The organism is Yokenella regensburgei (genome assembly GCF_003634235.1).
Taxonomy (GTDB): Bacteria; Pseudomonadota; Gammaproteobacteria; order Enterobacterales; family Enterobacteriaceae; genus Yokenella; species Yokenella regensburgei.
Window position 1 is genome coordinate 205,287 of the sequence record NZ_RBIZ01000005.1, and the last position, 14,011, is coordinate 219,297.

Consider the following 14,011-nt stretch of genomic DNA (forward strand, 5'->3'; position numbering starts at 1 on the left):
GATTGTGTGAAAAGACAATAAAAACCGGTCCGCAAGCATGGACCGGTATTTTCGAGGGTTAGTATAGCGTAAAGGTGTGTAAAGTCGCCAGTGTGTGATTTAACCGTTATTTAACGGTCAGACCAGACTACCCCTGAGGTGGCAAACACACACCGATACCGCCAATTCCACAATAACCCTGTGGATTTTTGTAAAGATACTGCTGGTGATCGTCCTCGGCATAGTAGAACGGTTTTGCCGTCGCGATTTCCGTTGTGACATCACGTGTGTCGCCTGCCGCGCGCATGGCGGCCTGGAAGCGCGCGAGGCTGGCTTTCGCCGCGGCGTCCTGCTCCGGGGTCAGCGGGTAGATGGCTGATCGGTACTGGGTGCCGTGATCGTTGCCCTGGCGCATGCCCTGAGCCGGGTCATGATTTTCCCAGAACACCTGCAGCAGTTGGTCATAAGAGGTGACTTGCGGATCGTACACCACACGCACCGCTTCCGCATGACCGGTGTCGCCAGAGCAGACTTCGCGGTAGGTCGGGTTCGGGGTAAAGCCCCCGGTATAACCTGCGGCGGTGCTGTACACGCCCGGCAGCTGCCAGAACAGGCGTTCAACGCCCCAGAAGCAGCCCATTGCGAAGAGCGCGATCTCCATCCCATCCGGAACATTCGTCATCGAATGTTCGTTAACGGCATGTAATGATGCAACCGGCATCGGCGTGTTGCGTCCTGGGAGCGCATCCGATTGAGAAACCAGATTTTTTTTATCGAACAGACTCACGGTGAGGCCTCCGGGAAAAGGAAATTGTGGATAAGGTTGTCATCGCGTTCGTCTTTTAACACAATAAACACTGCGAATATGACTAGATTTAAACATAAGAAAATATAACAAGTTGTCTTTTTTTTAGTCCAATGATAATGGATTGTTACGTCGAGGAACGGCGATTGCGTTTCCTTTAGGGGAGGAGACAAGGATATTCAGGAGAAAACGTGCCAAAAATCCGTCACTTATGCGTGGTCAGCCTTATGCTGGCCAGCGGGATCGCCAGTGCTGCGAACGTACGTTTGCAGGTTGAAGGGCTTTCGGGAGAGCTAGAAAAAAACGTCCGCGCCCAGCTTTCAACCATTCAGGGGGATGAGGTGACGCCAGACCGTCGCTTCCGCGCGCGCGTTGACGATGCTATCCGTGAAGGCCTGAAGGCGCTGGGGTATTTCGAACCGACAATCAATTTCGAACTGATGCCACCACCCAAGAAGGGGCGTCAGGTTCTGCTCGCCAAAGTATCGCCAGGACAGCCGGTGCTGATTGGTGGTACCGACGTCATTTTGCGTGGCGGTGCCCGCGATGACAGCGATTACCTTAAGCTGCTCAAGAAACGCCCGGCGATTGGCACCGTGCTTAATCAGGGTGATTACGATGATTTCAAGAAGGACCTGACCAGTGTTTCACTGCGTAAGGGATATTTCGACAGCGAGTTCAAAAAGAGCCAGCTGGGCGTCTCTCTTGCCAGACACCAGGCCTTCTGGGATATCGACTATGACAGCGGAGAGCGTTACCGCTTCGGCGCGGTCAGCTTCGAAGGATCGCAGATCCAGGATCGCTATCTGCAAAATCTGGTGCCTTTTAAGCAGGGCGACTACTACACCTCGGCCGATCTGGCTGAGCTGAACCGCCGCCTTTCCGCTACCGGCTGGTTTAACTCGGTGGTCGTGGCGCCAGAGTTCGATAAATCCCGTAAAACCAAGGTGCTGCCGCTGCACGGCGTGCTGTCGCCGCGCAAAGAAAACACCATTGAAACCGGTGTGGGCTACTCCACCGACGTGGGTCCGCGCGTGAAAGCAACGTGGAAGAAGCCGTGGGTCAACTCCTACGGCCACAGCCTGACCACCAGTCTGAGTATTTCTGCCCCGGAGCAGCAGCTGGATTTCAGCTACAAAATGCCGCTGCTGAAGAATCCGCTGGAGCAGTATTATCTGGTACAGGGCGGCTTCAAGAGTACCAACCTGAACGATACCAAAGCGGATTCCAGCACCCTGGCCCTCTCCCGATACTGGGATCTCTCCAGCGGCTGGCAGCGCGCCATTAACCTGCGCTGGAGTCTCGACCACTTTACCCAGGCAGACGTCACTAACACTACAATGCTTATCTACCCTGGCGTTTCTGTCAGCCGCACCCGCTCGCGCGGCGGCCTGATGCCGACCTGGGGCGATTCGCAACGCTACTCCGTTGACTATTCCAACACGGCCTGGGGCTCTGATGTCGACTTTTCGGTGATTCAGGCACAGAACGTCTGGATCCGCACGCTCTACGATCGTCATCGCTTTGTGGTGCGCGGTAACCTCGGCTGGATTGAAACCGGCGATTTCGACAAAGTGCCGCCGGACCTGCGTTTCTTCGCCGGTGGCGATCGCAGCATTCGTGGCTATAAGTACAAATCCATCTCACCAAAAGATGACAATGGCAAACTCACCGGGGCCTCAAAACTCGCGACCGGCTCGCTTGAGTATCAGTACAACGTAACCGGCAAGTGGTGGGGGGCGGTATTTGTCGACAGCGGGGAAGCGGTCAACGATATCACTCAGAGCGACTTCAAAACCGGTGCCGGTGTTGGGGTGCGCTGGGAGTCACCCGTCGGGCCAATCAAGCTCGATTTCGCCGTTCCTGTCGGCGATAAAGACGAGCATGGATTACAGTTCTACATCGGTCTGGGGCCTGAATTATGAGTTTATGGAAGAAGATTAGCCTCGGCGTATTGCTAGTGATTGTGCTGCTGCTTGGCGCAGTGGCATTTCTGGTCGGCACAACCACCGGCCTGCATCTGGTGTTCAAAGCCGCTAACCGCTGGGTACCCGGTCTGGAAATTAGCCAGGTGACCGGCGGCTGGCGCGACCTGACGTTGAAAAACGTCCGCTATACGCAGCCAGGCGTGGCGGTTGATGCCGGGCAAGTGCATCTGGCGGTGAAGGTAGAGTGCCTGTGGAACAGCGCGCTATGCGTTAACGATCTGTCGCTCAGCGACATTAACGTCGCCATCGACAGCAAAAAAATGCCGCCCGCGGCGCCAGCGGTGGAAGAGGAGAGCGGGCCGCTGAACCTCTCCACGCCGTATCCCATCACGCTGAGCCGCGTCGCACTCAACAATGTGAATGTCAAAATAGACGACACCACGGTCTCGGTGATGGATTTCTCCACCGGCCTCAACTGGCAGGAAAAGAACCTGACGCTCACCCCGACATCGCTCAAAGGGCTGCTGATTGCACTGCCTAAAGTGGCAAAGGTGGCGAAGGAAGAAGTGGTTGAGCCGAAGATCCAAAACCCGCAGCCGGATGAGAAACCTCTCGGCGAAACGCTGACGGCGCTGTTCTCTAAGCCGGTATTGCCGGAGATGACTGACGTTCATCTGCCGCTGAATCTCAATATCCAGGAGTTTCGTGGCGAACAGCTGCGCCTCACGGGCGACACTGACCTCACGGTTTACAAGCTACTGCTTAAGGTCAGCAGCATCGACGGTAATACTCACCTGGATGCGCTGGATATCGACTCCAGCCAGGGGACGGTGAACGCAACCGGTACTGCGCAGCTGCAGGATAACTGGCCGGTTGATCTTACCCTCAACAGCACCCTGAACATCGACCCGCTCAAGGGCGAGAAGGTGAAACTGAAAGTGGGTGGCGAACTGCGTAAGCAACTCGACGTGGGTGTTAATTTATCTGGCCCGGTGGATATGTCCCTGCGGGCGCAGGCGCAGCTGGCACAAGCCGGTCTGCCGCTGAATGTAGAAGTGCTGAGCAAGCAGCTGTATTGGCCTTTCACCGGTGAAAAAGCGTTCCAGGCCGATGATCTCAAGCTCAAACTCAGCGGCAAAATGACCGACTATACGCTCTCGTTCCGCACCGCGGTGAAGGGGAAAGGGGTTCCCCCCGCCAACATCACGCTTGATGCGAAGGGTAACGAGAAGCAGCTTAACCTCGATAAACTCAGCGTCGCGGCGCTGGAGGGAAAAACCGAGCTGAAAGCGCTGCTCGACTGGCAGCAGGCGATTAGCTGGCGCGGTGAACTGACCCTCAATGGTATCAACACCGCCAAAGCCGCACCGGAGTGGCCGTCAAAGCTTAACGGCATCATTAAAACCCGCGGCAGCCTGTACGGCGGCAGTTGGCAAATGGAAGTGCCGGAGCTGAAAATTACCGGCAACGTGAAGCAGAACAAGGTCAATGTTGACGGCAAACTTGCCGGTAACAGCTACATGCAGTGGACTATCCCTGGTCTGCATCTGGAACTCGGTAAAAACAGCGCCGACCTGAAGGGTGAGCTGGGGGTGAAAGACCTTAACCTCGACGCCACCATTGATGCGCCAAATCTTGATAATGCGCTGCCCGGCCTTGGCGGCACGGCGAAAGGGTTGTTGAAGGTCCGTGGCACGGTGGAAGCCCCGCAGCTGCTGGCCGACATCACCGCCCGCGCACTGCGCTTCCAGGAGCTATCCATCGCGCAGGTGCGGGTTGAGGGCGATATTAAATCGGCCGAGCAAATCGGCGGTAAACTGAACGTTCGCGTCGATCGGATAGCGCAGCCGGGCGTGAACATCAGCCTGGTCCAGCTGGATGCCAAAGGCGATGAGAAGCACCATGAGCTGCAGCTGCGTATTCAGGGCGAGCCGGTATCCGGCCAGTTGGCGCTGACGGGGAGCTTCGATCGCAAAGAGGAGCGCTGGAAAGGGGAGCTCAGCAACACTCGCTTCCAGACGCCGGTTGGGCCGTGGTCGGTGAACCGCGCCATTGCGCTGGATTACCGTAATAAAGAGCAGAAAATCAGTATCGGGCCACACTGCTGGAACAACCCGAACGCTGAGCTTTGCGTACCGCAGACCATCGATGCCGGGGCAGAAGGCCGGGCGCTGGTGAATCTCAATCGTTTTGACCTGGCGATGTTGAAACCGTTTATGCCAGAGGCGACTCAGGCAAGCGGCGTATTCAGCGGTAAGGCAGACGTCAGCTGGGATACCACTAAGAAAGGGCTGCCGCAGGGTAGCGTGACGCTCTCCGGGCGTAATGTGAAGGTGACGCAGACGGTGAATGACGCGCCGCTGCCGGTGGCGTTTGACACGCTGAACCTGAGCGCTGATCTGAAGAACAACCGCGCTGAGCTGGGCTGGCTGATTCGACTCACCAATAACGGCCAACTGGATGGTCAGCTGCAGGTCACCGACCCGGAAGGACGGCGTAATCTTGGCGGTAACGTCAATATTCGCAACTTCTCACTGGCGATGATTAACCCTATCTTCTCGCGCGGCGAGAAGGCGGAAGGCAGGCTCAACGCCAACCTGCGCCTCGGCGGCGATGTACAGTCACCGCAGTTGTTCGGGCAGATGCAGCTGAGCGGCGTGGACGTAGACGGTAACTTTATGCCGTTCGACATGCAGCCAAGCCAGATTGTGATGAACTTCCTCGGCACACGTTCAACGCTGCAGGGGACGGTGAACACGAAAAAAGGGCAGATTGCTCTCAGCGGTAACGCCGACTGGACGCAGATCGATAACTGGCGAGCGCAGGTGGCGGCTAAAGGCTCCCGGGTACGTATCACCGTACCGCCGATGGTGCGACTGGATGTCTCCCCTGACGTCGTCTTTAATGCCACACCAAGCCTGTTTACGCTCGATGGTAACGTGGATATCCCGTGGGCGCGCATTGTGGTGCATGACGTACCGGAAAGCGCGGTTGGCGTCTCCAGCGACGAAGTCATGCTGAACGACAAGCTGCAGCCGGAGAAACCACAGAGCGCCGGGATCCCGATTAACAGCAACCTGACTATCCATGTCGGCAACAACGTGCGTCTGGAAGCGTTCGGCCTGAAAGCACGCCTGACGGGGGATCTGAAGGTGGCGCAGGATAAACAGGGGCTGGGCCTCAACGGGCAGATCAACATTCCGGAAGGGCGTTTCCACGCCTATGGTCAGGATCTGATCGTGCGTAAAGGGGAACTGCTGTTCTCCGGCCCACCGGATCAGCCCCTGCTCAACATCGAAGCGATTCGTAATCCTGAAGCGACGGAGAACGACGTTATCGCGGGGGTTCGCGTGACGGGCTCGGCGGATCAGCCGAAGGCAGAGGTGTTCTCGGACCCGGCGATGTCGCAGCAGGAGGCGCTTTCTTACCTGCTTCGCGGGCAGGGCCTCGACAGCGGACAGAGCGATAGCGCCGCCATGACCTCAATGCTTGTTGGTTTGGGGGTTGCACAAAGTGGTCAGGTTGTGGGTAAAATCGGTGAGACGTTTGGCGTAAGCAATCTGGCGCTGGACACCCAGGGGGTCGGCGACTCCTCTCAGGTGGTGGTCAGCGGTTATGTACTGCCGGGTCTGCAGGTGAAGTATGGCGTGGGAATCTTTGACTCTTTGGCAACACTCACGTTACGCTATCGTCTGATGCCTAAGCTATATCTGGAAGCAGTGTCTGGCGTAGATCAGGCACTCGATGTGCTCTATCAGTTTGAGTTTTAGCAATGCGAATATTTGTTTACGGCAGTTTACGACGCAGACAAGGCAACAGCCACTGGATGACCAACGCCCAGTGGCTTGGCGCGCACAGTGTCGACGATTATCAGCTGTACAGCCTGGGCCACTATCCAGGCGCGGTGCCGGGAAAAGGCATAGTACATGGTGAGGTTTATCGTATCGACGCTTCCACGCTTGCCGAGCTTGATGCGCTGCGCACCAAAGGCGGGGAATACGCTCGCCACTTGATCCAGACGCCTTACGGAAGTGCATGGATGTACGTGTACCAACGTTCGGTAGAGGGATTAAAGCTGATTGAAAACGGGAACTGGTTAGACAGAGACCAGTACTGAGAAAACAACGCCACCTTCGGGTGGCGTTGTTTTTTATGGGATAATTACTGTGCCGATGAGATTTCGTGGTTCACGTGATTCTCTTCGTTATTCAGTCGCTTTTGTTCATGTTTGGTGATGTGCCCATTGTCGTGACGGGCATCAGCCTGCTCCTGATGACGGATGGATTTATCCTGCTCATGCAGCTTCTTCGCTTCATCACGACTCATTGAACCGTCTTTCACATCGTGCTTAATACGATGATCCTGATTATCTAAACGCTGGTTAACTTCTTCGCGGCGCGGATGATTTTTCTGCCACTGGGTATCCTGCGCATAGCCGGTGACGCTTGCGACTAAGAGCCCAACCATCCCGACCGCTAACACACCTTTCATTAACTGCATGATGCTTCTCCACAAGATGAATGCCACGTTGTTCAGAACCTGTAGTCAGTATGCACAAGCCGGATGCAGAGGGGTGTAACGGTTTGTAGAGCGTTTGTTACGGCGGTTAATACGCAGCGGGAAGGGAGGCAATAAAAAGCCCCGAAAACCGGTAACCGATTTTCGGGGCCTGGGCATTATCAGGCGGCGAAAGAATTACTTCTTAGCGCGCTCGAAGGAGGCGATGATTTCTGCTTTTGCAGCTTCAGCGTTGTCCCAGCCTTCTACTTTCACCCACTTGCCTTTTTCCAGATCTTTGTAGTGCTCGAAGAAGTGAGCGATCTGTGCTTTCAGCAGTTCCGGCAGGTCGTTCACATCTTTGATGTGATCGTATTCTTTGCTCAGTTTGGTGTGCGGTACGGCAACCAGTTTGGCATCTTCACCGGCTTCGTCGGTCATTTTCAGTACGCCAACCGGACGGCAGCGAATGACTGAGCCCGGCTGCAGCGGATACGGAGTTGGGACCAGAACGTCAACCGGGTCACCGTCCAGGGACAGGGTGTGGTTGATGTAACCGTAGTTGCACGGATAGAACATCGCGGTAGACATGAAACGGTCAACGAACAGTGCGCCAGTTTCTTTGTCGATTTCGTATTTGATAGGATCTGCGTTAGCCGGGATCTCGATGACAACGTAGATATCTTCCGGCAGATCTTTACCCGCAGGGACGTTGAGTAAGCTCATGTCTGTTTCCTTTAAAATGTATGGCAAACAAGTGCCCGGTATTATAGCCAACTCACAAAGAAAGTCTCCGCCTGTTTTCCTTTTCATCCTTCTCTCAGACTCCCGTTAAACGTCCTTTCATCAGGTGAAAAATCCATAAAGTCAGCTGCTTTTTTCATAGCCCGGTGGAAGCGATTACAGAGTTGTGAATCGCGTGTTATTCACTTTTCCGAAGTGTGATGCAGCGCATCCTGTTGCCCCTTCTCTTGTCTATAGTTATCCCGCAGGTGACGATTTAACCAACAATAACCCTACGAGGATACTCTTATGTGGAAGCGCTTACTTCTTGTCACAGCAGTTTCCGCAGCCATGTCGTCTATGGCGATGGCTGCCTCAATGACCGTAGGATTTTCGCAGGTCGGTTCTGAATCCGGCTGGCGAGCGGCTGAAACTAACGTCGCAAAAAGCGAGGCCGAGAAGCGCGGCATTACGCTGAAAATCGCCGATGGTCAGCAAAAACAGGAAAACCAAATCAAAGCCGTACGTTCTTTCATTGCCCAGGGTGTGGATGCCATTTTCATCGCGCCAGTGGTTGCGACGGGGTGGGAACCGGTGCTGAAAGAAGCCAAGGAAGCGAAGATCCCGGTATTCCTGCTCGACCGCTCTATCGATGTGAAAGACAAATCGCTGTACATGACTACCGTGACCGCCAACAACGTGCTGGAAGGGCAGCTGATTGGCGACTGGCTGGTGAAAACCGTGGCGGGCAAACCGTGTAACGTCGTTGAACTGCAGGGCACCGTGGGCGCGAGCGTAGCCATCGATCGTAAGAAAGGCTTCGCTGAAGCCATCGCAAAAGCGCCAAACATCAAAATAATTCGTTCGCAGTCCGGTGACTTCACCCGCAGTAAAGGGAAAGAGGTTATGGAGAGCTTTATTAAGGCGGAAAACAACGGCAAGAACATTTGCATGGTTTACGCCCATAACGACGACATGGTGATCGGCGCCATTCAGGCCATCAAAGAAGCGGGGCTGAAGCCGGGCAGCGAGATCCTTACCGGGTCGATTGACGGCGTACCGGATATCTACAAAGCGATGATGGCCGGTGAAGCTAACGCCAGCGTTGAGCTAACGCCGAATATGGCGGGGCCGGCGTTTGATGCGCTGGAGAAATACAAAAAAGACGGCACCATGCCGCCGAAACTGACCCTGACAAAATCGACCCTTTATCTGCCGGATACGGCAAAAGAGGAGCTCGAGAAGAAGAAAAACATGGGCTACTGATAGCGAAAATCCCCTCTCCCCTGTAGGGAGAGGGCCAGGGTGAGGGGAGCGCACAATGACCACTGAAACACATCACGAAATCCTCCGCACGGAAGGGCTAAGTAAATTCTTTCCCGGTGTTAAAGCGCTCGATAACGTCGATTTTAACCTGCGGCGGGGTGAAATTATGGCGCTGCTCGGTGAAAACGGCGCCGGAAAATCCACCCTCATTAAAGCGCTGACCGGCGTTTACCACGCCGATCGCGGGACCATCTGGCTGGAAGGTCAAAGTATCTCGCCGAAAAATACCGCCCATGCGCAACAGCTGGGTATCGGTACCGTCTATCAGGAAGTGAACCTGCTGCCGAATATGTCGGTGGCGGATAACCTGTTTATTGGCCGCGAGCCCCGGCGCTTTGGTTTTCTTCGCCGTAAAGAGATGGAAAAACGCGCCAGCGAGCTGATGGCCTCTTATGGATTTTCTCTCGACGTCCGTGAACCCCTGAACCGCTTTTCCGTAGCGATGCAGCAGATAGTCGCCATCTGCCGTGCCATTTCTCTTTCCGCCAAAGTGCTTATCCTCGATGAACCCACCGCGAGCCTCGACACCAAAGAAGTGGAAATGCTCTTTACCCTGATGCGCCAGCTGCGGGATCAGGGCGTAAGCCTGATTTTTGTCACTCACTTTCTCGATCAGGTGTACCAGATTAGCGATCGCATCACCGTACTGCGTAACGGCGGTTTTGTCGGCTGTAAAGAGACTAACGCGCTGCCGCAGATTGAGTTAGTGAAGATGATGCTGGGGCGCGAACTGGAACACCAGGCTCTGCAGCGTGCCGGACGTACCCTGCTTAGCGACAAACCGGTCGCCGCGTTTGCGGGCTACGGTAAAAAAGGCGTGATCGAGCCGTTCGATCTGCAGGTGCGCCCGGGTGAGATTGTCGGCCTGGCGGGGCTGCTGGGATCCGGTCGTACCGAAACGGCGGAGGTTATTTTTGGCATCAAACCCGCCGACCGTGGCACCGCGTGGATCAAAGGTAACCCGCAGGTGCTGCGATCCCCGCACCAGGCCTCGAGCCTGGGCATTGGCTTTTGCCCGGAGGATCGTAAAACCGACGGGATTATCGCGGCGGCGTCGGTGCGGGAAAACATTATCCTCGCGCTGCAGGCGCAGCGGGGCTGGTTACGGCCGATCCCCCGCCGTGAACAGAACGATATTGCCGAACGTTTCATCCGCCAGCTGGGGATCCGCACCCCCAGTGCGGAACAGCCGATCGAGTTTTTATCCGGCGGTAATCAGCAGAAGGTACTGCTGTCGCGCTGGTTGCTGACTCGACCGCAGTTCTTGATCCTCGATGAGCCCACCCGTGGGATCGACGTGGGTGCGCACGCAGAGATTATCCGGCTTATCGAAACCCTGTGTGCCGACGGCCTGGCGCTGCTGGTGATTTCATCCGAGCTTGAAGAGCTGGTGGGCTATGCCGATCGGATCATTATCATGCGCGATCGCCGACAGGTGGCGGAGATCCCGCTGGCTGAGCTGTCGGTGCCCGCCATTATGAATGCTATTGCGGCATAAGGAGTAAAGCGTGATGCCACGATCCCTACCGCAAACCGGGCAAGCGAAGCGCCGCATACGCTGGCCGAAGGGCATGCCCCAGTTGGTGGCGCTACTGCTGGTACTGCTGGTCGATAGCCTGGTTGCGCCGCACTTTTTCCAGATAGTGCTGCAGGACGGGCGTCTGTTTGGCAGCCCGATTGATATTCTGAACCGCGCCGCGCCGGTAGCGCTGCTGGCGATTGGCATGACGCTGGTGATTGCCACGGGCGGTATTGACCTCTCGGTGGGGGCCGTGATGGCTATTGCCGGGGCGACGGCGGCATCGATGACCGTCAACGGCTACAGCCTGCCGATGGTGCTGCTGGCAGCGCTTGGTAGCGGCGTACTGGCGGGCCTGTGGAACGGCGTGCTGGTGGCGATTTTAAAGATTCAGCCGTTCGTGGCGACGCTTATCCTGATGGTGGCCGGGCGCGGGGTGGCGCAGCTCATCACCGCCGGGCAAATCGTCACCTTTGACTCTCCGTCGCTGGCGTGGCTTGGCAGCGGCAAGCTGCTGCTGTTGCCAACGCCGGTGATTATTGCAGTGCTGACGCTGGTTGCATTCTGGCTTTTTACCCGTAAAACCGCGCTCGGGATGTTTATCGAAGCCGCAGGGATCAACATTCGTGCCGCCAAAAATGCCGGGGTGAATACCCGTATTGTGGTGATGCTGACCTACGTGCTGAGCGGCGTATGCGCGGCCATCGCCGGAATTATTGTCGCGGCGGATATCCGCGGTGCGGATGCCAACAACGCCGGGCTATGGCTCGAACTGGACGCCATTCTGGCGGTGGTGATTGGCGGCGGTTCGCTGATGGGCGGGCGCTTCAACCTGCTGCTGTCGGTGGTGGGGGCGCTGATTATCCAGGGGATGAATACCGGGATTTTGCTCTCCGGCTTCCAGCCCGAGCTTAACCAGGTGGTGAAAGCGGTGGTGGTGATGTGTGTGCTGATCGTGCAGTCACCGCGTTTTATCTCCCTTCTGAAGAGGATGCGTCGCCATGATCAAACGTAATCTGCCGTTGATGATCACCCTCGGCGTGTTCGTCCTTGGTTACCTGTACTGCCTGACCCAGTTTCCTGGCTTCGCTTCCACGCGGGTCATCTGCAACATTCTGACCGATAATGCTTTTCTTGGGATCATCGCCGTCGGTATGACGTTTGTGATCCTCTCGGGGGGGATCGATCTCTCCGTGGGGTCGGTGATCGCCTTCACCGGCGTGTTTCTGGCAAAAGCGATCGGCTTCTGGGGGATCCCTCCGCTGCTGGCGTTTCCGTTGGTGCTGGTCATGGGCTGCGCGTTTGGTGCCTTCATGGGGCTGCTGATTGATGCACTGAAGATCCCGGCGTTTATCATCACTCTGGCGGGAATGTTCTTCCTGCGCGGCGTCAGCTATCTGGTGTCTGAAGAGTCCATTCCTATCAACCACCCGTTGTACGATACGCTGTCGGGGCTGGCGTGGACCATTCCCGGCGGCGGGCGGCTTAGCGCAATGGGGCTGCTGATGCTGCTGGTGGTGGTGCTGGGGATTTTTCTCGCCCACCGTACCCGCTTTGGCAATCAGGTGTACGCCATTGGCGGCAACGCCACCTCGGCAAATCTGATGGGGATCTCCACCCGCAGCACGACTGTTCGCATCTACATGCTTTCAACAGGGCTGGCGACGCTTGCCGGGATTGTCTTTTCTATCTATACCCAGGCCGGTTACGCGCTGGCCGGAGTGGGCGTGGAGCTGGACGCCATCGCCTCGGTGGTGATCGGCGGTACGCTGCTCAGCGGTGGTGTAGGGACCGTCCTCGGCACGTTATTTGGCGTTGGGATCCAGGGGTTGATTCAGACCTATATTAATTTTGACGGTACTCTGAGCTCCTGGTGGACGAAGATAGCTATCGGCATTTTATTGTTTATTTTCATTGCATTACAACGTGGTCTTACCGTGCTGTGGGAGAACCGGCAAAGTTCACCGGTGACCCGGGTCAACACGGCAGCAACACCGAAGTAACATATTGAATTTCCTGAAACAGCTAAATATTTTCCGGTTGTAGTCGATAGTTTCTGTACAAGCCAGAATAATCCCTACAACCGGAAATAAAGTGATGCCAAAATCTCTCTCTATTCGAAAAAGTCTGTTGGTTTTATTGTCTTTGCTTACCCTGTTTCTGCTGCTATCCGGCGGAATGGGGCTCTACGCCTCGACCCGCATCATTACCTCCTGGGCCTATTACGGCGTGATGACGGCAGTTACAGCGGCGGCGATCGGCGTGCTGCTGCTCATCTGGTTCATGCTGCGTAATAAACTCTTAAACCCGCTGGATGATGCGGTGAAACAGCTGGAGTGCCTGGCGACCGGCGATCTGTCTCCGACCGATACCCGCTTTGCCAGCGCCGAATTCAACCGTCTTAATGCCGCCATGGAAGAGATGCGCAGCGCATTACGTGAATCAGTCATGCGGGTACGCGACGCCAGTTCGCAGATTGATGTTGGCAGCCGTGAACTGACGGCAGGCAATATCAACCTTGCTCAGCGAACCGAATCGACCGCCACCTCGCTTGAAGAGACGGCGGCGAGCATGGAGCAGATAACTGCGACGGTGAAACAGAACGCCGATAACGCCGAACAGGCGCACCAGATGGCAAAAACGGTGTCTGATACCGCCGACCGCGGCAGCGAGATGGTGTGCTATGTGATTGAGAAAATGCGCGATATTGCCGGAAGCTCCGATCGTATTGCTGACATTCTTAGCGTGATCGACGGCATTGCTTTCCAGACCAATATCCTCGCGCTCAACGCCTCGGTGGAAGCCGCGCGCGCCGGTGAACAGGGCCGTGGCTTTGCGGTGGTGGCCGGTGAAGTGCGGAATCTGGCGAGCCGCAGCGCCGACGCGGCAAAAGAGATCCGTCTGTTAATTGGCGACTCGCGCACCCAGGTGGGCGAGGGTAGCGAACTGGCGCAGCAGGCCGGGGAGACCATGGATGAAATTGCTACCGAAGTGATGCGAATGACGAAGCTGATGCGCGAAATCGCCAGCGCGTCGCTGGAGCAGAGCCGGGGTATTGAGCAGGTGAATATCGCGGTGAGCCAGATGGACGAAACAGCCCAGCAGAATGCGGCGCTGGTGCAGGAGTCTTCAGCGGCAACCCGCTCTCTTGAAGAGCAGTCGCAGGCGCTGACCGATGCGATGGCAGCGTTTCGTTTTCAACGCAGCAGCGCGGCCTGAGGTGGTAATCCCTCT

11 protein-coding genes are annotated in these 14,011 nt (G+C 56.2%); 8 read left to right on the forward strand and 3 right to left on the reverse strand.

The annotated features are described in order from the left end of the window. Nucleotides 1–127: 127 nt before the first annotated feature. Nucleotides 128–766, reverse strand: coding sequence for a peptide-methionine (S)-S-oxide reductase MsrA (gene msrA / locus C7387_RS16105; protein ID WP_120817072.1), 639 nt, complete (start codon nt 764–766; stop codon nt 128–130). A 209-nt stretch (nt 767–975) separates the two neighbouring features. Here msrA and tamA point away from each other — a divergent pair, with 209 nt between their 5' ends. The 3 genes from tamA to C7387_RS16120 are packed head-to-tail and all read left to right on the forward strand — an operon-like array spanning nt 976 to nt 6,829. Next, nucleotides 976–2,709, forward strand: coding sequence for an autotransporter assembly complex protein TamA (gene tamA, locus C7387_RS16110; RefSeq protein ID WP_038252631.1), 1,734 nt, complete (start codon nt 976–978; stop codon nt 2,707–2,709). Further along, nucleotides 2,706–6,482 (forward strand): autotransporter assembly complex protein TamB, encoded by a 3,777-nt coding sequence (gene tamB / locus C7387_RS16115; RefSeq protein WP_006816837.1) that lies wholly within the window; start codon nt 2,706–2,708, stop codon nt 6,480–6,482. The genes tamA and tamB overlap by 4 nt, the downstream gene beginning before the upstream one ends. A 2-nt stretch (nt 6,483–6,484) precedes the next feature. Then, entirely contained in the window at nt 6,485–6,829 is a 345-nt protein-coding gene (locus tag C7387_RS16120; protein WP_038252626.1) for a gamma-glutamylcyclotransferase family protein, read from the forward strand. A 44-nt stretch (nt 6,830–6,873) separates the two neighbouring features. On the opposite strand, the gene C7387_RS16125 is transcribed toward C7387_RS16120, so the two are convergent. Further along, the gene (locus C7387_RS16125; RefSeq protein ID WP_038252624.1) at nt 6,874–7,212 is read right to left on the reverse strand and encodes a hypothetical protein; all 339 of its coding nucleotides are present in this window, start codon (nt 7,210–7,212) and stop codon (nt 6,874–6,876) included. A 195-nt stretch (nt 7,213–7,407) separates the two neighbouring features. Next, entirely contained in the window at nt 7,408–7,935 is a 528-nt protein-coding gene (gene ppa, locus C7387_RS16130) for an inorganic diphosphatase (RefSeq protein ID WP_038252619.1), read from the reverse strand. Nucleotides 7,936–8,241: 306 nt separating this feature from the next. On the opposite strand from ppa, the gene ytfQ reads away from it, so the two are divergent. The 5 genes from ytfQ to C7387_RS16155 all read left to right on the forward strand — a co-directional run bounded on the left by ytfQ (nt 8,242) and on the right by C7387_RS16155 (nt 13,996). Then, on the forward strand, nt 8,242–9,198 hold the full coding sequence (ytfQ, locus tag C7387_RS16135) for a galactofuranose ABC transporter substrate-binding protein YtfQ (RefSeq protein ID WP_006816841.1): 957 nt from the start codon (nt 8,242–8,244) through the stop codon (nt 9,196–9,198). A gap of 55 nt (nt 9,199–9,253) precedes the next feature. Continuing rightward, nucleotides 9,254–10,756, forward strand: a complete 1,503-nt coding sequence (gene ytfR / locus C7387_RS16140; RefSeq protein ID WP_120817073.1) for a galactofuranose ABC transporter, ATP-binding protein YtfR — start codon at nt 9,254–9,256, stop codon at nt 10,754–10,756. Nucleotides 10,757–10,766: 10 nt separating this feature from the next. After that, on the forward strand, nt 10,767–11,792 hold the full coding sequence (gene ytfT, locus C7387_RS16145) for a galactofuranose ABC transporter, ATP-binding protein YtfT (protein ID WP_087943227.1): 1,026 nt from the start codon (nt 10,767–10,769) through the stop codon (nt 11,790–11,792). Then, nucleotides 11,779–12,780 carry a galactofuranose ABC transporter, permease protein YjfF gene (gene yjfF, locus C7387_RS16150; RefSeq protein ID WP_120817074.1) on the forward strand — a complete coding sequence of 334 codons (1,002 nt, stop codon included), beginning with the start codon at nt 11,779–11,781 and terminating at the stop codon, nt 12,778–12,780. Before ytfT ends, yjfF begins: the two co-directional genes overlap by 14 nt. Before the next feature lie 94 nt (nt 12,781–12,874). Next, a complete protein-coding gene (locus C7387_RS16155) occupies nt 12,875–13,996 on the forward strand; it encodes a methyl-accepting chemotaxis protein (protein WP_006816845.1) in 1,122 nt (373 codons plus the stop codon). The last annotated feature ends 15 nt before the right edge of the window (nt 13,997–14,011 follow it).

Excerpts from the sequence above, each read along its gene's own strand:
- tamB (WP_006816837.1), top strand. The coding sequence starts at position 2,706 with ATGAGTTTATGGAAGAAGATTAGCCTCGGCGTATTGCTAGTGATTGTG.
- C7387_RS16120 (WP_038252626.1), top strand. The coding sequence starts at position 6,485 with ATGCGAATATTTGTTTACGGCAGTTTACGACGCAGACAAGGCAACAGC.
- C7387_RS16125 (WP_038252624.1), bottom strand. The coding sequence starts at position 7,212 with ATGCAGTTAATGAAAGGTGTGTTAGCGGTCGGGATGGTTGGGCTCTTA.
- ppa (WP_038252619.1), bottom strand. The coding sequence starts at position 7,935 with ATGAGCTTACTCAACGTCCCTGCGGGTAAAGATCTGCCGGAAGATATC.
- ytfQ (WP_006816841.1), top strand. The coding sequence starts at position 8,242 with ATGTGGAAGCGCTTACTTCTTGTCACAGCAGTTTCCGCAGCCATGTCG.
- ytfR (WP_120817073.1), top strand. The coding sequence starts at position 9,254 with ATGACCACTGAAACACATCACGAAATCCTCCGCACGGAAGGGCTAAGT.
- yjfF (WP_120817074.1), top strand. The coding sequence starts at position 11,779 with ATGATCAAACGTAATCTGCCGTTGATGATCACCCTCGGCGTGTTCGTC.
- C7387_RS16155 (WP_006816845.1), top strand. The coding sequence starts at position 12,875 with ATGCCAAAATCTCTCTCTATTCGAAAAAGTCTGTTGGTTTTATTGTCT.